Source organism: Nocardioides sp. NPDC004968, from assembly GCF_040608935.1.
Classification (GTDB): Bacteria; Actinomycetota; Actinomycetes; order Propionibacteriales; family Nocardioidaceae; genus Nocardioides.
Map to the genome: position 1 here is coordinate 38,154 of NZ_JBEXJF010000008.1, position 18,896 is coordinate 57,049.

Below are 18,896 nucleotides of genomic sequence, written 5' to 3' on the forward strand. Positions count from 1 at the left end.
CATGGCACTTCTCGAGAACCGGACCGCGGTCATCACCGGGGGCGCCCAGGGCATCGGCCTCGCCGTCGCCGAGCGCTTCGTGGCAGAGGGGGCACGCGTGGTGCTCGCCGATCTCGACGGCGCCGCCGCCGAGGCCAAGGCCTTGGAGCTCGGCCCGGACGTGGCCACCGGCATCGCCTGCGACGTGGTGAACGGCGAGGACGTGGAGCGTGCTCTGGAGACCGCGGTCGCGACGTACGGCTCGCTCGACATCGTCGTCAACAACGCCGGCATCACCCGGGACGCGACGATGCGGAAGATGACCGAGGACCAGTTCGACCAGGTCATCGCGGTGCACCTCAAGGGCTGCTGGCACGGCACCCGGCTCGCCGCCGCCCGGATGCGCGAGCAGAAGTCTGGCGCGATCGTGAACATCTCCTCGATCTCCGGAAAGGTCGGCATGGTCGGGCAGACCAACTACTCGGCCGCGAAGGCCGGCATCGTCGGGCTGACCAAGGCCGCGGCCAAGGAGATGGCCCACCACGGGGTCCGGGTCAACGCGATCCAGCCGGGGCTGATCCGCTCGGCGATGACCGAGGCGATGCCGCAGCGGATCTGGGACGAGAAGATGGCCGAGATCCCGATGGGTCGCGCCGGTGAGCCGGCCGAGATCGCCAACGTCGCGCTCTTCTACGCCTCCTCGCTCTCCTCCTACATGACCGGCACGGTCGCCGAGGTGACCGGCGGAAGGTTCATGTGACCTGGCGGCCACGCCGGGCGACGTCGGTCGAGACCCTCGACGCGGGGCCAGCCGCCGCCCTCGGCGCTCTCCTCGACAGCGGCTCTCCGGTGCCCGCCGCCGGGGACGTACTCCCGCCGTTGTGGCACTGGGTGGCGCTTCCGCGCTGGCCGGTGTCGTCGGTCATCGGCGTCGACGGTCACCCGCGCCGCGGCGACTTCCTGCCGCCGATCGACCTGCCTCGGCGGATGTTCGCCGGCGGCGAGGTGACCTTCCACGGCGACCTCCTGGTCGGCACCGAGGTCGTCCGCGAGTCCGAGGTCGTCTCGGTCGAGGAGAAGTCGGGTCGCAGCGGCCGCTTGGCGATCGTCACGGTGGTCACCCGGCTGGTCGACACCGGCCGGGACGATCTGCTCGTGGAGGAGCGGCAGGACCTGATCTACCGCGATGCCGCGCCTGCGCCGACGTCGTTCCCTGACCCCGAGCCCGCCTCGGCGATCGCACCGGCCGGCCCAGCGCTGGTCGCCGAGGACGACGGCTGGCGGTTCGTCACCGATCCGACTCTGCTCATGCGGTTCAGCGCGGCGACCGCCAACCCGCACCGGATCCACTACGACTGGCCCTACGCCACCCGGGTCGAGGGCTATCCCGGGCTGGTCGTGCACGGCCCGCTCTCGACCCTGGTGCTCGCCGAGGCTCTTCGGCTGGCCCACCCCGACCGCGTCGTACGCCACCTGCGGCATCGCAACACCGCTCCCCTGTTCTGTGGCGACCCTGCCCAGGTCCGGGTCGACCGCCCCAACCCCGACACAGCGCCCGACTCTGTCGAGGTCGCGCTGCGGCGCCCCGACGGCACCGCGCTGGTCGGCCTGACGGCCGAATTGGCCACCCTCATCCCGAAAGGCACCAACCATGAGTGACACCGCCCGCGACGTGGTCATCTGTGAACCCGTCCGCACCCCGATCGGCCGCTACGGCGGCGCCTTCAAGGACCTGAGCCCGGTCGACCTCGGCGTCACCGCGCTGCAGGGGCTGCTCGCCCGCACCGGCATCGACCCGGAGCGGATCGACGACGTCATCCTCGGCCACTGCTACCCCAACGCCGAGGCACCGGCGATCGGCCGTGTGGTCGGACTCGACGCCGGGCTCCCGGTCACCGTCGGCGGTCAGCAGGTCGACCGTCGCTGCGGCTCCGGGCTGCAGGCCGTCGCCAACGCGGTGATGCAGGTGGCCTCCGGTGCCAGCGAGATCGTGGTGGCCGGCGGCGCCGAGTCGATGAGCAACGTCGCCTTCTACTCCCTCGACATGCGCTGGGGCGGCGCACGCACCGGCGTACAGATCCACGACGGCCTCACCCGCGGCCGGCAGACCCCGGGCGGCCGGTTCCACCCGGTGCCCGGCGGCATGCTCGAGACCGCCGAGAACCTGCGCCGGGAGTACGCCATCGGCCGCGAGGAGCAGGACCGGCTCGCCGTCAGCTCCCACCAGCGCGCCGTCACCGCCCAGCAGAGCGGTGTCTTCGCCGAGGAGATCGTGCCGGTCACCGTCCCGTCCCGGAAGGGCGATGTCGTCGTCGACACCGACGAGCACCCGCGCGCCGACACCACTCTCGAGTCGCTCGCGAAGCTGCGGCCGATCCTCGGCTCCTCCGACCCCGAGGCGACCGTGACCGCCGGCAACGCCAGCGGCCAGAACGACGCCGCCGCCATGTGTCTGGTCACGACCGCCGATCTCGCCGAGAGCCTCGGCCTGCGGCCGCTGGTCCGGCTCGTGTCCTGGGCCGCCGCCGGCGTACGTCCCGACGTGATGGGCATCGGCCCCGTCCCCGCCACGGAGGCGGCGCTCGCCAAGGCCGGTCTGACCCTGGCCGACATCGACGTCATCGAGCTCAACGAGGCCTTCGCCGCCCAGGCGCTGGCGGTGATGCGCGAGTGGAAGTTCACCGACGAGGACCTCGAGCGCACCAACGTCCACGGATCCGGCATCTCCCTCGGCCATCCCGTCGGCGCGACCGGCGTACGGATGCTCGGTACGCTCGCCCGTGAGCTGCACCGCCGCGAGGCCCGCTACGGCCTCGAGACCATGTGCATCGGCGGCGGCCAGGGCCTCGCCGCCGTCTTCGAGCGGGTGGTCTGATGCGTACGTTCACCTCGGTCGCGGCGATCGAGGCTGCTGCCGGCGAGGAACTCGGCACCACCGACTGGGTGCAGATCACCCAGGAGCGCGTGGACCGCTTCGCGGAGCTCACCGGCGACCAGCAGTGGATCCACGTCGACGTCGAGCGCGCCACCGCCTCGTCCTTCGGCGGCACCATCGCGCACGGCTACCTCACGCTGTCGATGCTGCCGGCCTTCGCCGCCGAGCTCTACACGATCGATACCGGCTCCGCCCGGCTCAACTACGGTCTCGAGAAAGCGCGGTTCCCCGCGCCGGTCGAGGTCGGCACGAAGATCCGGGCCACGCCGCGGATCAAGGAGGTCCGGGCGGTCCCGGCCGGGACTCAGGTGCTGGTCGCCTGGACCGTCGAGGCGGAGGGCACCGAGCGACCGGTCTGTGTCGCGGAGAGCATCACGCTGGTCCTGCCCTGACGCCTCACGAGTGCCGCCGATCTCCCGTCGGGAGATCGGCGGCCTTGGCATGCCCGGAGCATCATTGGGCTCACGAGTGATATCAATGCCATCTAGATTTGGTGTTGGACGTGCAATGGCGCGGATTCCTAGTGTGAACGCGGTCACACAGCATTCCGGTGCGTGACGACAGACAACCCCCGGAGGAGCAGTCCCCATGACCCAGTCAACGCGCGTCCCCGACGAACGGATGGCCCGCAAGGCGGGCATCGCCGCGTTCGTCGGCACCACCATCGAGTGGTACGACTTCTACATCTACGGCACCGCGTCCGCTCTGGTCTTCGGGCCACTGTTCTTCAGCAACGCCGAGCCCGCGGTCGCGACCCTGCTCTCCTTCGCGACGTTCGCCGTGGGCTTCCTGACCCGGCCGCTCGGCGGCGTGGTCTTCGGCCACCTCGGCGACCGGATCGGCCGCAAGCGCTCCTTGATCCTGACGCTGCTGCTCATGGGCGTCACCACGGTCGGCGTCGGCCTGCTGCCGACACACGCGGCCATCGGTGCCGCCGCGCCGGTGCTGCTGATCGTGCTCCGGCTGCTGCAGGGCCTCGCCGTCGGCGGCGAGTGGGGCGGCGCGGTGCTGATCGCGACCGAGCACACCCGCCCCGACCGCGGCTTCCTGTTCGGCGCCTTCGCCCAGCAGGGCTCCCCCGCCGGCCGGATCCTGGCCACCCTCAGCTTCCTCGCTGTCACCGGCCTGCTCCCCGACGACGCTCTTCTCGAGTGGGCCTGGCGACTGCCGTTCCTGGCGTCGGCCGCGCTGGTCGTGGTCGGGCTCGTGATCAGGCTCAGCCTCGAGGAGTCCCCGGCGATGAAGGACCTCCACGAGCGCAACGAGGTCGTCCGGGTCCCGGTGATCGAGCTGTTCCGCAACAACTCCCGCGAGCTGACCCTCGGTGTCTTCGGCATCCTGTGCGTCTTCGTGGTCGTCTACGCCCGCGACACCTTCGCACTCTCCTGGGCCACCACTCACCTCGGCTTCGAGAAGGACTCCTTCCTCACCATCATCCTGATCGCCAGCGTCGTGCAGTTCTTCGTGCAGCCGTTCGGCGCGGTGCTCGCAACCCGCTGGAACCCGCGCACCCTGGTCACCGTCCTGCTCGCCCTCGAGATTCCCGCGCTCGCGCTGATGTTCGTGCTGATGGGCACCGGGAACTGGACCCTCGCGATGATCGGCGCGGTGATGGCGACCATCCCCGACGTGATGTTCTACGCGGTCATGGCGGGCATGCTCGCCCAGGCCTTCCCGGCCCGGGTCCGCTACACCGGCATCTCGGTCACGTACGGCCTCTCCGGCGCGCTGTGCGGGACTACGCCGATGATCCTGCAGTGGCTCCTCGACACCTCCGGCAGCATCGCCGTGCCAGTCGCCTTCGGAGTCGTGACCACCGTGATCTCCCTGGTGTGCTCCCGCGCGCTGCTCGGCCGCGGCGCCGCCGAGGCCGAGAACTCCGAAGATTCCACGACGGTGACCGCAGCACGCTGAGCCGCGGTCACCACCGGATCGTCACCGGCCGTCGCCCAGCGAGCTACGCGCGAGCTGGGCGACGCGTTGGTTGCTCAGCCCGGCGGCGGCAGATCCACCGTGTACGCGACCCCGCCATCGATGTCCCTGAGTCGTACGGACATCACCCGCGAGCCGCTATCGATGCTGACCTCGCCGAAGTACTGGTACCCGAATCCGGGGTTGTTGACCTCGAGCGAGGGTGCGCCCTGAGAGAAGACGACCTCGGGCCCGAAGGTGCTGTCGACCGGGTTGGGCTCGGGCTCGACCCCGACCGCGGCGTTGAGCGGTCCGGAGACGAACTCCCAGAACGGGTCGAAGTCGGTGAAGGCGGCACGCGAGGGCTGGTAGTGGTGCGCCGCGGTGTAGTGCACGTCGCCGGTGAGCCAGACCATCCCGGTGATCCGGTTCCGCTTGGCGTACGACAGGAGCTCGGCGATCTCGAGCTCCCTGCCGAGCGGGTTGCCGTGGTCGCCTTGGGCAAGCGCCTCGACCGCCGCTCCGTCGGGGACGACGAGGCTGAGCGGCATGTCCGCGGCGATCACCTTCCACGTCGCACGTGAGACCCTCAGCTGCTCCTTGAGCCAGGCGAGCTGCCGGCGGCCGAACACGCCGCCGTCGCTGACCGTCTCCAGGCCGGGAGTGTTCGGGTCCTTGTACGAGCGCATGTCGAGCACGAACACGTCGAGGAGCTCGCCGTAGCGCTGGACCCGGTAGATGCGTCCGTCGTCGCTGCCGGTGCGGGTCGGCAGATACTCGTGGAACGCGCGCCGGGCCCGGGCGGCGAGCACGTCGACCCGCTTCTCCGTGTAGCGGGAGTCATCGAGGATCTCCCCCGGGTACCAGTTGTTGATGACCTCATGGTCGTCCCAGGAGTTGATCTGGGCGACCTCGGAATTGAACCGGCGCAGGTTGTCGTCCAGCAGGTTGTACCGATAGTTACCCCGATACTCGTCGAGGGTCTCGGCGACCTTCGACTTCGCCGGGGTGACGAGGTTGCGCCACACGGTGCCGTCCGAGAGCGGCTTCTCGCTCGGGATCACGCCGTCGGCGTAGATCAGGTCTCCGGAGCAGAGGAAGAAGTCCGGCGAGAGCCGTCGCATCGACTCGAAGATCCGGTAGCCACCTCGGGACGGGTTGATCCCCCATCCCTGACCACCGAGGTCGGCGGACCACACGAAGCGGATGTCGGAGCTCCCGACGGGTGCCGTACGCAGCCGCCCGACCTGCGGCTCGCCGGTCACGCTGTCGTCGTCGGGATCAGCGAGGACGACGCGGTAGTGGACGTCCTTTCCGGCGGGAAGGCCTCGCAGGAGGGTCTTCCCGGTCAGGTCGGTCCGGGTGTCGAGAAGCGGACCTCGTACGCGACGAACCTTCCGGAACGTCTCCGTCGGGCTGATGTCGACGTACATCCGGGCGATGCGGTCGGCGCGCGCCCAGACGACGGCGGCCGAGGCCGACACGTCACCGGACTGGACGCCGTCGGTGAGCATCGGACGCCCGGATCGCGCCAGAAGCGGCGTCGCGGCGGAGCGAGCGGGCAGCAGCAGGGCAGACCCGGCAGCAGCTCCACCGAGGAGAAGAGAACGGCGGCCGAGAGGACCGATGGGCGAGGGCTGAGGCATGGCGACTCCGTGCGGGTCAGGGGAAGAGTGAGGTCACTGCACATCGGTGCGGCTGCGGAGAAGCCGATCAGCGCTCGGTGTCGCTCCGATGAACCGATCCGACAACGGCTCCTCACAGAGCGTCTCCGCGTACCCACGGCCCACGCCATACCTGTCGTTGACCTGCCCTGATTGGGTTCCGGCATCGATCGATCGAAAGACCCGAACGATTCATCGAAGCGACACGCTCCATTGACCGGCGCGCGCCACGCTCATCGCGACTCTCCTGGAGGCGAGATGGACATCAGGCTGCTGGAGTCGTTCCTGGCGATCGCCGAGGAGCGTCATTTCGGACGCGCCGCAGCCAGGCTGCACCTCGCCCAGCCGACCCTGAGCCAGCACCTCCAGCGGCTCGAACGGACGGTGGGCGCGAAGCTGGTCGAGCGATCCTCACACGCCGTGGACCTCACCGACGCCGGACGTGCCTTCGAGCCGGATGCGCGTGCCGTTCTCGCCCACCTCGGCAAGGCGACGAGATCCGCCCGCGATGCCGTCGAGGGGCATGCCGGATCCCTCGGGGTGGGATTCAACTTCCCGGCCGGGCATCACGTGCTCCCGGCCGCGCTCCGCAGGCTGAAACAGGGGCACCCGGGGATCCGGGTCGACCTCGAGGAGCTGCGCTCCGGCCCCCAGCTCACGGCCCTGGCAGAACGCCGACTCGACGTGGGCCTGGTCTACGGACGTCCGACGGCACCCGACATCCGGTCCCACCACCTGATGACACTGCGCCTTTGCGGCGTGGTCGGACCGACCCATCAGTGGGCCCACCGGCCGGCCGCACCGTTCGCGGAGCTCGCTCGGCACCCGTGCGTCATGTTCGAGCGCGGCCAGTCTCCCGCCATGTACGACGTCATCCAGCAGGCCTCGGCACAGGCCGGTATCGAGCTGGACATCGCGGAGACGGCGGACGACCCGGCAGCGACCGGAGTCCTCGTCAGCGCACACCAGCTGATCACCTTCGCCTCGGAGTCACGCGCCGTCCTGCTCGCCCGCTCGGGCGCCGGCCTCACCCCGGTCCGGTTGCACAGCCCTGTGCCGATGCTGGACCTGTACGCCGCCTGGCACGCCGACAACGACTCGCCGCTCCTGACGCTGTTCCTCGATGCCCTCAGGACCGGCCCGCCACGTACCTGATGCTCGCTGATGTGCGTCGCGGCACGACTGCAACATGATCGAAACCCACGGCGACTAGCGTGCAATCATGACGCGGGTGATCGAGCAGCAGTCGCGGGTGGTCCACGGGTACAAGCGCGCGTACCGCATCGGCGGTGACGGCTCCGCGATCATGTTCATCCACGGGATCGGTGACAGCTCGCGGACCTGGGACGACGTCCTGCCCATGTTCGCCGAGAACCATCTGGTCATCGCACCCGACCTGCTCGGTCACGGCGATTCCGACAAGCCCCGTGCCGACTACTCGATCGGAGGGTTCGCCAACGGCATGCGCGACCTCCTGTCCGTGCTGGACGTGGAGCGAGTCACCCTCGTCGGCCACTCGCTCGGCGGCGGCGTCGCGATGCAGCTCGCCTACCAGTACCCGCAGCTGGTCGAGCGGATCGTGCTGGTGTCCAACGGCGGCTCCGGGCGCGGTGTCTCGACCTGGCTGCGACTCGCGACCCTGCCGTTGGCGCCGGAGCTGCTCATGCTGTTGCAGCTGCCGGTCTCGCGGATCTGGCTGTCCGCCGGCCTCGGTCTGCTGCGCCGCATCGACCACGACCTCGGCGTCGACGCTCTGGATCTGGCCAGGATCGTCGACACCCCGCCCGACAGTCACTCCCGCCAGGCGTTCGCCCGAACACTGCGCGCGGTCGTCGACTGGCACGGCCAGGTCGTCACGATGCTCGATCGCTGCTATCTGGCCTCGAACATCCCGATGCTGATGATCTGGGGCGACCGCGACGGCGTCATCCCCTACCGCCACGCCGCACAGGCGCAGGCGGCGATGCCGCAGGCGACGCTCGAGGTTTTCGAGGGCGCCGGCCACTTCCCGTTCCGCTCCGACCCCGGGCGCTTCGTGATGGCCGTCGAGCAGTTCATCCGGAGCACCGAGCCGGCGACCTGGGACCAGCACGGATGGCAGACGCGGCTGCGCAACGGCCCCGAACCGGGAGACCATCTTCATACGTGGACGGGCATCTGACCCGCGCACTACTCTGCGGACATGAACGACGTTGCCGCGCCTGATGCCACCACCGGAGGGGTGCGCGAGGTGAAGTCCGCCGCCCGCACGGTGGAGATCCTCGAGTTCCTCGCCGCGCGCCAGAACCGCCCGGTGCGGCTGCGCGAGCTGAGCGAGGCGCTCGGGGTTCCCCGCAGCAGCCTGCACGCCCTGCTCCGCACGCTCGCCAAGCACGGCTGGGTACGCAGCGACGCCACCGGCACGCTCTACGGCATCGGTATCCGGGCCCTTCTGGCCGGCACCAGCTATCTCGACACCGACCCCTACCTCCCCCAGGTGACCCCGTTCCTCGTCGAGCTCCGCGAGCAGCTCGACGAGACCTTCCACTTCGGCCGTCTCGACGGCACCGACGTGGTCTACCTCGCCACCCGAGAGTCCTCGCAGTACCTCCGCCCCTACAGCCGCGTCGGCCGCAGGCTCCCGGCCTACTCCACCTCCCTGGGCAAGGCGGTCCTGGCCGCGCAGCCCGAGGACGAGGTCGCCGACCACCTGCCGGCCGAGCTCGCGCCGCTCACCCCGCACACGTTCACCGACCGCGGCGCGCTGGCCGCTGACCTCGAGGCGACCCGCCGGCGCGGCTACGCGATCGACAACGAGGAGAACACCCTCGGGCTGCGCTGCATCGCGGTCGCCCTGGACTACGACGAGCCGGTCTCCGACGCGATCAGCGCCTCCATCCCGATCGCCCGGCTCACCCCGGAGCGAGAGGCCGAGGTCATCGCCGCCCTGCGCCAGGCGGCGGACCGGATCGTCCGTGTGGTCGGCCCGATCCGCAACTCTCTGACCTGGACCTGACCTCATATGTCGAACCTTGTCCACAGATGTAGACGCATGACACAATCGCGGACGTGCCCTCCACCTCTCCCACCACGCTGCTGAACGTGCTGGTGACCGAGCCGATCATGGCCCGGTTCACCGACGTACTGACCCGGACGGGCGCCTCACCGCACCAGTGGACGTTCGCCTGGGGAGACGACCCCCGGCTCGCCGAGGCCGCCGCGGCCGCCGACGTCCTGGTCTGCTCCTCGACGACGCCGGAGCTGCTGGCCACGATGCCCCGGCTCCGGCTGGTGCACGTCACTGGTGCCGGCGTGGACCGGATCCCGCTCACGGCGCTGCCCGGTGACGTACGTCTGGCCAACACCTTCCACCACGGACGCTCCATCGCGGAGCACGTGATGATGGTGTCGATGATGCTGCTGCGCGGCGTCCTGCGGTCCGAGGCCGACATGCGCCGCGGCGTGTGGAGCAACGCGATCGTCTCCGGCGACTACCCCTTCGGCGGCGTACTGGCCGGCCGCACCCTGGGGATCGTCGGCTTCGGCGAGATCGGCTCCAGCGTGGCCCGGCTCGGCTCCGCGATGGGGATGAGGGTCCGAGCCGTACGCCGCAACCCCGACGCCCCGCTGCCCGAGGGCGTCGAGCTGGACTGGGTCGGGCCCGACTCGGCCCTGCACGACCTGCTGGCCGCCTCCGACGTGGTCGTCGTGACCGTGCCGCTGAGCGATGCGACCCGCGGGCTCATAGATTCCGCCGCCCTCGCCGCGATGCGGCCGAGCGCCGTGCTGGTCAACGTCGCCCGCGGCGCTGTCGTCGACGAGCAGGCGCTCCACGACGCGCTCACCGCCGGCACGATCGCCGGCGCCGGCATCGACGTGTGGTGGCGCAACCCCCGCGACCCCGACTCTCCGCCGCCCTCGCACCTCGACTTCACCGAGCTGTCCAACGTCGTGCTGACGCCGCACCAGTCGGGGCACACCGCGGAGGTGTTCGCCGGCCGCGCACAGGACATCACCGACAACGTCGACGCGCTCGCCGACGGCCGGCCGCTGCGCAACCCGGTGACCAGGAGCTAGCCGAAGAGCTGGTCGGCCACCAGCACGACGGCGCCGAAGATCGACACCGCGATCGCCGTACGCCGCAGCCGCACCGGCGACATCACCCGGTTGAGCAGCAGCGACAGCCCCCATCCGAGGAACGGAGCCGGCACGAGCGCCGCGGTGACCAGCAGGGTGCGCTGGTCGACGGACCCGGTGGCAGCCAGCGCGAGGAACGACAGCACCGAGCCGACGAGGAAGAACGAGCTCATCGAGCTGCGCAGCACCGCACCGTGCTTCTGCTGCCAGACCAGCGCCATCGGCGGGCCGCCGATCGAGGTGGCGGTGCCGAGCAGCCCGGAGGCCGCGCCCGCGGTGACGAGGTTGCGGCGTACCGGCCGCGGCTGCCAGCCCAGCGAGTTGAGGGCGACGCCGACCAGCACGACGCCGGCCAGCAGCAGGGCGAGACCCCGCTCGGGCAGCGCCGCGACGAGGAGCGCGCCCGCGATCGTCCCGGGCACCCGGCCGAACAGTGCCCAGCCGGTGCCGCCGAGGTCGATGTGCTGCCGTTCGGTGACGACGACCATGACCGTGACCACGAAGGCGAGTATGACCAGTGTGCCGGGCAGCAGCCCCGGATCGACCAGGGCGACGACCGGGGCGGCGAGCATGCCCATGCCGAACCCGATGGAGGCCTGGAGCGCCGAGGCCAGGACGACGGCGACGGCCACGATCGCGAAGGACCCGAGCGAGAGCCCCATCAGCCCGCCTGGGCCGCGGCCAGCTCCTGCTCGTTCGCCCCCAGTGGATGGAAGCACTCCGCCGTGTGACCGCCGTCGACCGGGTCGATGGCGAGCGGCGGGAGGGCGGTGGCGCACTCGTCGGTCGCCTTCCAGCAGCGGGTCCGGAACCGGCAGCCGGACGGCGGGTTGAGCGGCGAGGGAATCTCGCCGGACAGGATGATCTGCTCGCGCCGGCGCTCGTGGTCGAGCGAGGGCGCAGCCGAGAGGAGCGCCCCGGTGTAGGGATGCTGGGGCCGCTCGAACGTCGACTCGGTCTCGCCCTGCTCGACGATCCGCCCCAGGTACATCACCACGACCCGGTCGGCGACGTGCCGCACCACCGACAGGTCGTGCGAGATGAACAGGTACGCCACCCCGAGCTCCTGCTGCAGGTCGTTGAGCAGGTTCAGCACCTGTGCCTGCACCGACAGGTCGAGCGCGGAGACCGGCTCGTCGCAGACGATCACGTCGGGGTTGAGCGCGAGCGCGCGGGCGATCCCGAGACGCTGCCGCTGGCCGCCGGAGAACTCCTGCGGATACTTCCCGGCGTCGCCAGGTCGCAGCCCGACGAGGTCCAGCAGCTCCCGCACCCGGGCCGTCCGCTCACGCGAGGTCTTGTGGAGACCGGTGTGCGTACGCCACGGCTCGCTCACGATGTCGCCCGCCGACATCCTGGCGTTGAGCGAGGCGAACGGGTCCTGGAACACCATCTGCACCCGGCGCCGGAACGCCAGCAGGTCGGCGCCCCTGGTCGTCGTCGGGTCGACCCCGTCGAAGCGTACGGAGCCACCGTCGGGGGTCTCCAGCATGAGCAGCGTGCGGGCCAGCGTGGACTTGCCGCAGCCGGACTCCCCCACCAGGCCGAGCGTCTCGCCCCGGTGCAGGTCGAGGGTGACGCCGTCGAGAGCTCGCAGCTCCTTGCGCTTTCCGGCGTGGCGTACCGGGAAGATCTTGGTGAGGTCTCTGACCTCGAGAAGCGGTGCGTCACTCATCGGTTCACCTCGTCGGGGAAGTGGCAGGCGGAAAGGTGGCCGGGGGCGACCTCACGGGCCGGGGGCCGCTCCTCGCGGCAGCGGTCGCGCGCGATCGGGCAGCGGTCCTGGTAGACGCAGCCGGCCGGGATCGCGGCCAGCTCGGGCGGCGAACCGCCGATCGACTTGAGCTCCGCACCGCGCTCGGCGTGCACGGGCACCGACTCCAGCAGGCCGGCGGTGTAGGGGTGCTTCGGAGAGCCGAAGACCTCCTCGACCAAGCCCTGCTCGACCACGTTGCCGGCGTACATCACCACGACCCGGTCGGCCTGCTCGAAGACGAGCGCGAGGTCGTGGGTGATCAGCACGACCGCCATGTCGCGCTCCTCGCGCAGGTCCTTGAGCAGGCTCATGATCTGGGCCTGGACCGTGACGTCGAGCGCGGTGGTCGGCTCGTCGGCGAGCAGCACGGCCGGCGACAGCGCCACGCCGATCGCGATCAGCAGCCGCTGTCGCATGCCGCCGGAGAACTGGTGCGGGTAGGAGTCGATCCGGGTCTCCGGCTCGGGGATGCCGACCCGGCGCATCAGCTCGATGGCCTCCTTGCGAGCGGCCTTCTTGGACAGGCCACGGTGGATCCGGAACGGCTCGGCCAGCTGCGTACCCACGGTGTAGACGGGGTTGAGCGCGGTGAGGGCGTCCTGGAAGACGATCGCCAGCTCCTTGCCGGCGATGTCGCGCCGGCGCCTCGCCGAGGCCGTCCGCAGGTCGGTGGTGCCACTGTCGCCGGTGATGCGGACGGCACCCTCGGTCACGTCGGCGACCGGCTCCAGCAGGCCGACTACCGCGGTGGCGGTCATCGACTTGCCGCAGCCCGACTCCCCGAGCAGCGCGAGGGTCTCGCCCCGGCGTGCTTGGAAGGTCACCTTGTCGACGGCTCGGACGACACCGTGGGGCGTGCGGATGTCGACGCTCATGCCGTCGACGTCGAGGGCGATGGCCTTCTCGGTCAGAGTGCTGGTCACTGGGCGTCCTCCGTAGCGGTCTGAGTGACGGACTGGGTGACGGTCGGGGTGGCGCGGCGACGCTGTCGCCGCGGAACGGTGAGCCGCCACCGCTGAGCGGGATCGGTGGCCAGCCGCACCCAGGCGGCGAGCACGGCGGCGGACACCGTCGCGATCACGATGGCCAGGCCCGGGAAGAAGGAGAGCCACCATGCGGTCTGCAGATAGTTCTGCCCCTGGGCGACCATCAGACCCCAGCTGACGTCGGGTGCCTGGATGCCGATGCCGAGGAAGCTCAGCGACGACTCGGCGAGCATGACGTAGCAGAAGTCGAGCGTGGCGACCGTCAGCAGCGTCGGCAGCACGATCGGGAAGACATGACGGCGGATGATGCTGAAGCTCCCCGCCCCGAACGTACGGGCCGCGTCGACGAAGACCCGGCTCTGCAGCTCGGCCGACTCGGCCCGCGCGGTGCGCAGGTAGATCGGGATGCGGGTGATCGCCAGCACGATGACGATGTTGCGCGGGCTGGGCGAGTAGACGTAGAGGACGACGACCGCCATCAGCAGCGACGGGAAGCTCAGGATCACATCGGCGATCCGCATCACGAGGGTCTCGCGCCAGCCGCGGTGGTAGCCGGCCCACATGCCGATCACCGAGCCCACGACCAGCGAGATCAGCACCGCCGGGATGGCCACGCCGAGGGTCGTCCGGGTCGCGACGACGATCCGGGCCAGGATGCTGCGACCGAGCGAGTCCGTGCCCAGCACGTAGAGCCAGCCATCGAGCTCGAGCGGTGCCTTGTTGCCTCGAGTCAGGTCCTGGGCGTTGGCCTCGCTGCCGAGCAGGACCGGCCCGAAGACCGCCACGAGCAGGATGAAGCAGAGGATCACGGCGGCAACGGTCGCGACCTTGTCGCGCAGCAGCATCCGCCAGTAGCTCACCCTGCCGGAGCGGCTCGGGGCTTCAACAGAGTCGGTGGTGGTGGAGCTCATCGGTTCTCCTCTCTCACGCCATCGCCTTGTCGCGCACACGGGCGTCGAGCAGGGCGTAGCAGATGTCGATGGCGATGTTGAGCAGGAAGATCGTCACCGCGGTGAGCAGCACGGCCGCCTGCAGGATGGCGAAGTCGCGGCCGGTGATCGAGTCGATCATCAGCTTGCCGATGCCGGGCCACCCGAAGATCGACTCCACGACCACGGCACCGTTGACCAGCCCGACCGCCAGGTCGCCGGCCACGGTCAGCGCCGGGGCAGCGGCGTTGCGCAGGGCGTGATGAGCGACGACCCGGCGGCTGTCGGCACCCTTGCTGCGTGCCAGCCGGACGTACGGCGCGGACAGGGCCGCCACCATCGCACCCCGTACCACCTGGGTGAGCACGCCGACGGGACGCAGCAGCAGGGTCGCGATCGGCAGGACCCAGGAGAGCAGGCCGGCGTCGACACCCGAGGTCGGCAGCACCCCGAGCATCACCGCGAAGACCCAGACCCCCATGATGGCGAGCCAGAAGTCGGGGACGCTCGCGGCCGTCATCGACAGGAACGACGCGAACCGGTCGGCCAGCGAGTTCGGACGGTACGCCGCCCACGAGCCGATCACGACGGCGAGGACGACCGCGATGAGCATCGTGGTGATCGCCAGCTGGAGCGTCGCGGGGAAGGCCCGCAACGCCATGGCGGCCGCGGACTCACCCGTGCTCAGCGACGTACCGAAGTCGAGGCGGAGGATGCCCTGGAGGTAGTCGATCAGCTGCTGCCAGACCGGCAGGTCGAGGCCGTTGACTTCGCGGAAGGTCTCCTTCTGGGTCTCGGTGGCGTTCTCCGGCAGGTACAGGCTGGCCGGGTCGCCGGTGAGGCGGGCCAGGAAGAACACTCCGAGCAGCACCACGACGAGCGGCAGCAGCGAGGTGAGAGCTCGCTTGCGGAGGAACGTCACCATCGATGACCTCCTGGGTGAGTCGCGGCCGGGGTCACTTGGCCGGCTTCATCTCGGTCACGCGCATCTCGTCGCCGGTCGCCGAGTTGGGCTCGTACTCGACGTTGTCGGACTCGCCGATGATCCCGGTCATGTGCGCGATGTAGGCGAACTGCGAGACCTTCTCCGGTTCGTCGGCGAAGATGCCCGCGAACGCGGCCTGGCGGTCATCGCCCTCGGCCTTGTCGGCGGCCCCGATCTGGGCGTCGAACTCCGGCATACCGAACGTCGACTGGGCGCCGTCGCTGAGCATGTACTGGTCGACGGAGAACTGGGCGTCACCGGCCTGGTTGCCGTGCTGGACGAGGATGATGTACGGCCCGGTGTCCTTGGGGAACGGGCGGGACTGGTACTCGACCGACGCGGCGGTGTCCATCATCTCGATCGAGACGTTGAGACCGATGTCCTCGAGCGCCTTCTGGACCACCTCGACGGTCTCGCCGACCTTGGGGAAGAGGCCGTTGCGGGAGATCAGCCGGATCTTGGTGTCGGTCGGCACCCCGTCGGCCTTCGCCTCGGCGATGAGCGACTTGGCCTTCTCCGGGTCGTACGGCCACGCCTTCAGGTCCGGGTTGTGGCCCACGACGCCCTCGGGCACCAGCTGGGAGGCGACGTCGGCGTAGCCCTCGAAGAGGCTGTCGACGATGGACTCGCGGTCGATCGCGTAGTTGATCGCCTGGCGCACCCGGATGTCGTCGAGCGGAGCGTACGTCCCGGTCGACCGCAGCGCGGTCGTCTCGTTGTTCGGGTAGCGGACCGCGGCGTCGCCGGAGAGGTCCTCGGGCGCGAGCCCGGTGGCGATGTCGGCCTCGTTGTTGGTGATCATGGCGGCGCGTACGCTGCCCTCCTCACGCCACTGGTACTCCGCCTTCTTGAAGGCGGGAGCGTCACCCCAGTAGGTGTCGTTGACCGCGAGGGTCAGCTTGGTGCCGTTCTGCCAGTCCTCGATCTTGTAGGGGCCGGTGCCGATCGGCTCGCGCACCTTGGCGGTGTCGCTGGTCGACGCGGGCACGACCTCGATGAAGGAGAGGCGCAGCGGAAGGATCGGGTCCGCCTCGGCGGTGGTCACCTCGAGGTGGGTGGCGTCGACGGCCTTCACCTGCAGGTCGTCGTCACCGAAGACGTACCCCTCGACGTTGCAGCCGAAGGTGCCGTTGACCGCGCGGTCGATGGAGTGCGCGGCGGCCTCTGCGTCGAAGGCGGAGCCGTCGGAGAACTTCACGCCCTCGCGGAGGGTGAAGGCCCACTTGGTCGGCTCGGTCTGCTCCCACTCGGTGGCGAGCAGCGGCTGGAGCTCGCCGGAGGCGGGGTCGCGCTCGACCAGCGGCTCGGTGATGTTGGAGCGCACGACGACGCCCGTCGAGGTCAGGTTGGCATCGCACGGTTCGAGGGTCGGTGGCTCCTGCGGGAGCACGATCCGGACCGTGTCGGCGGCGGCGCCGGCACTGTCGGAGTTGGCGACGCCACACGCCGAGAGGGTGAGCGAGGCAGCCATGAGCGAGGCGCTTGCGAGACCGAAGCGGGACCGCAGCGAGGGACGAAAGTTCATGCGACTGTTCCTCCAGTCGATCGGCGACATCTACATATGTGGACGTCGTTGTCATTCGTGGATGAACCGTACGAGCGAGTTTTGTGTGACGTCAAGCACGTCGGGCAATGCCCATGGGGCATCGAGCGATGCCGTCACGATGTTGGACGCGTATCGCTTCCGCTACCTAGCCTCGGGATCTCCGACGTCATCGAACCCCTTGAGGAGACCCCATGGGCCGCTACTCCCCCACCGAGCTCCGTGACGCCCTCGGCGCCGGCCTGCTGTCGTTCCCGGTGACGCACGCGACCGCCGACTACGCCTTCGACGAGGACGGCTACCGCGCGCACCTGCAGCACCTCGACGGCTTCGACGTCGCCGGCCTCTTCGCCGCCGGCGGCACCGGCGAGTTCTTCTCGCTCACCCACGACGAGGTGTCCCGGGTCCTGCGGGCCACCGTCGAGGAGGTAGGGGACGGCACCCCGGTGATGGGCGCGGCCGGCTACGGCACCTCCCAGGCCGTCGCGATGGCGCAGCGCGCCGAGGCGGACGGCGCCGACGGCATCCTGCTGCTGCCGCCCTACCTCACCGAGCTGCCGGGTCGCGGCCTGTACGAGCACGTCGCCCGCGTCTGCTCGGCGACCTCGCTCGGCGTGATCGTCTACCACCGCGCCAACGCCCGCTACGACGCCGACACCATCGTCCGTCTCACCGAGGAGTTCCCGAACCTCATCGGCTTCAAGGACGGCGTCTGCGACATCGACCTGCTCGCCACGCTCAACGCGCGCCTCGGCGACCGCCTGCTCTACGTCGGAGGCCTGCCGACCGCCGAGACGTACGCCCTGCCGTATCTGGAGCTCGGCGTCAGCACCTACTCCTCGGCGATCTTCAACTTCGCGCCGCAGTGGGCGGTCGAGTTCTACACCGCCGTCCGCAACCGCGACCGCGACGAGGTGCTCGCCCGGCTCCGCGACTTCGTCGTCCCCTACATCGCGATCCGCGACCGTGGGGCCGGCTACGGCGTCTCGATCGTCAAGGCCGGTCTCACCGCCGCCGGCCGTCCGGCCGGTCCCGTACGTCCCCCGCTGACCGACCTCACCGAGCAGGAGCTGGCGGAGCTCACCGCCCTCGTCAAGACCGTCATCTGACGGCCACCCGATCGACAGGAGAAACCGTGACCCGCCGCATCCTCCAGGTAGGACCGCTCAAGCCGTCGCTGGCCGCCACCCTCACCGACCGCTACGACGCCCTGGTGCTGCCCGACGACGACAGCCGCGCCGCGTTCCTCGCCGAGCACGGGCCCTCGATCGGTGCCGTGGTGACCACCGGACGTACCGGCGTACCGGCCGAGCTGATGGCGCAGCTGCCCGCGCTAAGCGCCGTCGTCAACTTCGGGGTCGGCTACGACACCACCGACGTCGAGACCGCGGCCGCACGTGGCGTACTGGTCTCCAACACCCCCGACGTGCTGACCGACTGCGTGGCCGACACCGCGATCGGCCTCGCCATCGACACCCTGCGCCAGCTCAGTGCGGCCGACCGGTTCGTACGCCGCGGCGACTGGCCCGAGGTCGTCACCTACCCGCTGGCCCGCAAGGTCTCGGGCAAGCGGGTCGGGATCCTGGGTCTGGGGCGGATCGGCCAGGCGATCGCGACCCGGTTCGAGGCGTTCGGCTGCCCGATCTCCTACCACTCCCGCCGCGAGGTCGCCGGCTCTCCCTACATCTACGCCGCCTCCCCCGCGCAGCTCGCCGCCGACGTGGACATCCTGGTCCTCGCCACCTCCGGCGGCAGCGGTACGCAGCACCTCGTCGACCGCAAGGTGCTCGAGGCGCTCGGGCCCGAGGGCTACCTCATCAACATCGCGCGCGGCTCCGTGGTCGACCAGGACGCACTGGTCGAGCTGCTCCTCGAGGGCGGCATCGCCGGCGCCGGCCTCGACGTCTACACCGAGGAGCCCGCGGTCCCCGCGGAGCTGATCGGCCTCGACAACGTGGTGCTCCTCCCGCACCTGGCCAGCGGCACCGTCGAGACGCGTGCCGCCATGGAGCAGCTGACCCTCGACAACCTCGACCGCTGGCTCGCCGACGGCACCGTCCTCACTCCGGTGCCGGAGATGTCGAACTGACGG

At 70.2% G+C, this 18,896-nt stretch carries 18 protein-coding genes; 11 read left to right on the forward strand and 7 right to left on the reverse strand.

Annotated elements, in window-relative coordinates; translation table 11 throughout:
* The first annotated feature begins 1 nt into the window (after position 1).
* The 5 genes from fabG (at position 2) to ABZU72_RS11065 (ending at position 4,828) form a co-directional block, all read left to right on the forward strand.
* Entirely contained in the window at positions 2-739 is a 738-nt protein-coding gene (gene fabG, locus ABZU72_RS11045; RefSeq protein ID WP_355018901.1) for a 3-oxoacyl-ACP reductase FabG, read from the forward strand.
* Positions 736-1,638 carry a MaoC family dehydratase N-terminal domain-containing protein gene (locus ABZU72_RS11050; protein WP_355018902.1) on the forward strand — a complete coding sequence of 301 codons (903 nt, stop codon included), beginning with the start codon at positions 736-738 and terminating at the stop codon, positions 1,636-1,638. Before fabG ends, ABZU72_RS11050 begins: the two co-directional genes overlap by 4 nt.
* On the forward strand, positions 1,631-2,854 hold the full coding sequence (locus ABZU72_RS11055; protein ID WP_355018903.1) for an acetyl-CoA C-acetyltransferase: 1,224 nt from the start codon (positions 1,631-1,633) through the stop codon (positions 2,852-2,854). The genes ABZU72_RS11050 and ABZU72_RS11055 overlap by 8 nt, the downstream gene beginning before the upstream one ends.
* Positions 2,854-3,306, forward strand: coding sequence for a MaoC family dehydratase (locus ABZU72_RS11060; RefSeq protein ID WP_355018904.1), 453 nt, complete (start codon positions 2,854-2,856; stop codon positions 3,304-3,306). The genes ABZU72_RS11055 and ABZU72_RS11060 overlap by 1 nt, the downstream gene beginning before the upstream one ends.
* A 196-nt stretch (positions 3,307-3,502) precedes the next feature.
* Positions 3,503-4,828, forward strand: a complete 1,326-nt coding sequence (locus ABZU72_RS11065; protein WP_355018905.1) for an MFS transporter — start codon at positions 3,503-3,505, stop codon at positions 4,826-4,828.
* Between the two features lie 74 nt (positions 4,829-4,902).
* Here the strand turns inward: ABZU72_RS11065 and ABZU72_RS11070 are convergent, their stop codons facing one another.
* Positions 4,903-6,471 (reverse strand): alkaline phosphatase D family protein, encoded by a 1,569-nt coding sequence (locus tag ABZU72_RS11070; RefSeq protein WP_355018906.1) that lies wholly within the window; start codon positions 6,469-6,471, stop codon positions 4,903-4,905.
* A gap of 276 nt (positions 6,472-6,747) precedes the next feature.
* Here ABZU72_RS11070 and ABZU72_RS11075 point away from each other — a divergent pair, with 276 nt between their 5' ends.
* The 4 genes from ABZU72_RS11075 (at position 6,748) to ABZU72_RS11090 (ending at position 10,545) form a co-directional block, all read left to right on the forward strand.
* Positions 6,748-7,644 carry a LysR family transcriptional regulator gene (locus tag ABZU72_RS11075; RefSeq protein ID WP_355018907.1) on the forward strand — a complete coding sequence of 299 codons (897 nt, stop codon included), beginning with the start codon at positions 6,748-6,750 and terminating at the stop codon, positions 7,642-7,644.
* 67 nt (positions 7,645-7,711) lie between these two features.
* A complete protein-coding gene (locus ABZU72_RS11080; RefSeq protein WP_355018908.1) occupies positions 7,712-8,650 on the forward strand; it encodes an alpha/beta hydrolase in 939 nt (312 codons plus the stop codon).
* Positions 8,651-8,671: 21 nt separating this feature from the next.
* Complete coding sequence (locus tag ABZU72_RS11085; protein ID WP_355018909.1) at positions 8,672-9,484, forward strand: IclR family transcriptional regulator; 813 nt, start codon at positions 8,672-8,674, stop codon at positions 9,482-9,484.
* A gap of 53 nt (positions 9,485-9,537) precedes the next feature.
* The gene (locus ABZU72_RS11090; RefSeq protein WP_355018910.1) at positions 9,538-10,545 is read left to right on the forward strand and encodes a 2-hydroxyacid dehydrogenase; all 1,008 of its coding nucleotides are present in this window, start codon (positions 9,538-9,540) and stop codon (positions 10,543-10,545) included.
* Here the strand turns inward: ABZU72_RS11090 and ABZU72_RS11095 are convergent.
* The 6 genes from ABZU72_RS11095 to ABZU72_RS11120 are packed head-to-tail and all read right to left on the reverse strand — an operon-like array spanning position 10,542 to position 16,786.
* Entirely contained in the window at positions 10,542-11,267 is a 726-nt protein-coding gene (locus ABZU72_RS11095; protein ID WP_355018911.1) for a sulfite exporter TauE/SafE family protein, read from the reverse strand. The genes ABZU72_RS11090 and ABZU72_RS11095 overlap by 4 nt on opposite strands.
* The gene (locus ABZU72_RS11100) at positions 11,267-12,280 is read right to left on the reverse strand and encodes a dipeptide ABC transporter ATP-binding protein (RefSeq protein WP_355018912.1); all 1,014 of its coding nucleotides are present in this window, start codon (positions 12,278-12,280) and stop codon (positions 11,267-11,269) included. The genes ABZU72_RS11095 and ABZU72_RS11100 overlap by 1 nt, the downstream gene beginning before the upstream one ends.
* The gene (locus ABZU72_RS11105) at positions 12,277-13,236 is read right to left on the reverse strand and encodes an ABC transporter ATP-binding protein (RefSeq protein ID WP_355019030.1); all 960 of its coding nucleotides are present in this window, start codon (positions 13,234-13,236) and stop codon (positions 12,277-12,279) included. Before ABZU72_RS11105 ends, ABZU72_RS11100 begins: the two co-directional genes overlap by 4 nt.
* 44 nt (positions 13,237-13,280) lie before the next feature.
* Positions 13,281-14,258 (reverse strand): ABC transporter permease, encoded by a 978-nt coding sequence (locus tag ABZU72_RS11110; protein ID WP_355018913.1) that lies wholly within the window; start codon positions 14,256-14,258, stop codon positions 13,281-13,283.
* 13 nt (positions 14,259-14,271) lie between these two features.
* On the reverse strand, positions 14,272-15,201 hold the full coding sequence (locus ABZU72_RS11115; RefSeq protein WP_355018914.1) for an ABC transporter permease: 930 nt from the start codon (positions 15,199-15,201) through the stop codon (positions 14,272-14,274).
* A gap of 31 nt (positions 15,202-15,232) precedes the next feature.
* Positions 15,233-16,786 carry an ABC transporter substrate-binding protein gene (locus ABZU72_RS11120; protein WP_355018915.1) on the reverse strand — a complete coding sequence of 518 codons (1,554 nt, stop codon included), beginning with the start codon at positions 16,784-16,786 and terminating at the stop codon, positions 15,233-15,235.
* A 212-nt stretch (positions 16,787-16,998) separates the two neighbouring features.
* Between ABZU72_RS11120 and kdgD the strand changes: the two genes are divergently transcribed.
* Both kdgD and ABZU72_RS11130 read left to right on the forward strand, forming a co-directional pair.
* Positions 16,999-17,913 carry a 5-dehydro-4-deoxyglucarate dehydratase gene (gene kdgD, locus ABZU72_RS11125; RefSeq protein ID WP_355018916.1) on the forward strand — a complete coding sequence of 305 codons (915 nt, stop codon included), beginning with the start codon at positions 16,999-17,001 and terminating at the stop codon, positions 17,911-17,913.
* A 26-nt stretch (positions 17,914-17,939) separates the two neighbouring features.
* A complete protein-coding gene (locus ABZU72_RS11130; RefSeq protein WP_355018917.1) occupies positions 17,940-18,893 on the forward strand; it encodes a 2-hydroxyacid dehydrogenase in 954 nt (317 codons plus the stop codon).
* Positions 18,894-18,896: the final 3 nt, after the last annotated feature.

Coding starts and splice junctions, on each gene's coding strand:
- ABZU72_RS11100 (WP_355018912.1), bottom strand. CDS start 12,280: ATGAGTGACGCACCGCTTCTCGAGGTCAGAGACCTCACCAAGATCTTC.
- fabG (WP_355018901.1), top strand. CDS start 2: ATGGCACTTCTCGAGAACCGGACCGCGGTCATCACCGGGGGCGCCCAG.
- ABZU72_RS11120 (WP_355018915.1), bottom strand. CDS start 16,786: ATGAACTTTCGTCCCTCGCTGCGGTCCCGCTTCGGTCTCGCAAGCGCC.
- ABZU72_RS11070 (WP_355018906.1), bottom strand. CDS start 6,471: ATGCCTCAGCCCTCGCCCATCGGTCCTCTCGGCCGCCGTTCTCTTCTC.
- ABZU72_RS11055 (WP_355018903.1), top strand. CDS start 1,631: ATGAGTGACACCGCCCGCGACGTGGTCATCTGTGAACCCGTCCGCACC.
- ABZU72_RS11105 (WP_355019030.1), bottom strand. CDS start 13,236: ATGAGCGTCGACATCCGCACGCCCCACGGTGTCGTCCGAGCCGTCGAC.
- ABZU72_RS11080 (WP_355018908.1), top strand. CDS start 7,712: ATGACGCGGGTGATCGAGCAGCAGTCGCGGGTGGTCCACGGGTACAAG.
- kdgD (WP_355018916.1), top strand. CDS start 16,999: ATGGGCCGCTACTCCCCCACCGAGCTCCGTGACGCCCTCGGCGCCGGC.
- ABZU72_RS11085 (WP_355018909.1), top strand. CDS start 8,672: ATGAACGACGTTGCCGCGCCTGATGCCACCACCGGAGGGGTGCGCGAG.
- ABZU72_RS11065 (WP_355018905.1), top strand. CDS start 3,503: ATGACCCAGTCAACGCGCGTCCCCGACGAACGGATGGCCCGCAAGGCG.
- ABZU72_RS11060 (WP_355018904.1), top strand. CDS start 2,854: ATGCGTACGTTCACCTCGGTCGCGGCGATCGAGGCTGCTGCCGGCGAG.
- ABZU72_RS11110 (WP_355018913.1), bottom strand. CDS start 14,258: ATGAGCTCCACCACCACCGACTCTGTTGAAGCCCCGAGCCGCTCCGGC.
- ABZU72_RS11115 (WP_355018914.1), bottom strand. CDS start 15,201: ATGGTGACGTTCCTCCGCAAGCGAGCTCTCACCTCGCTGCTGCCGCTC.
- ABZU72_RS11095 (WP_355018911.1), bottom strand. CDS start 11,267: ATGGGGCTCTCGCTCGGGTCCTTCGCGATCGTGGCCGTCGCCGTCGTC.
- ABZU72_RS11075 (WP_355018907.1), top strand. CDS start 6,748: ATGGACATCAGGCTGCTGGAGTCGTTCCTGGCGATCGCCGAGGAGCGT.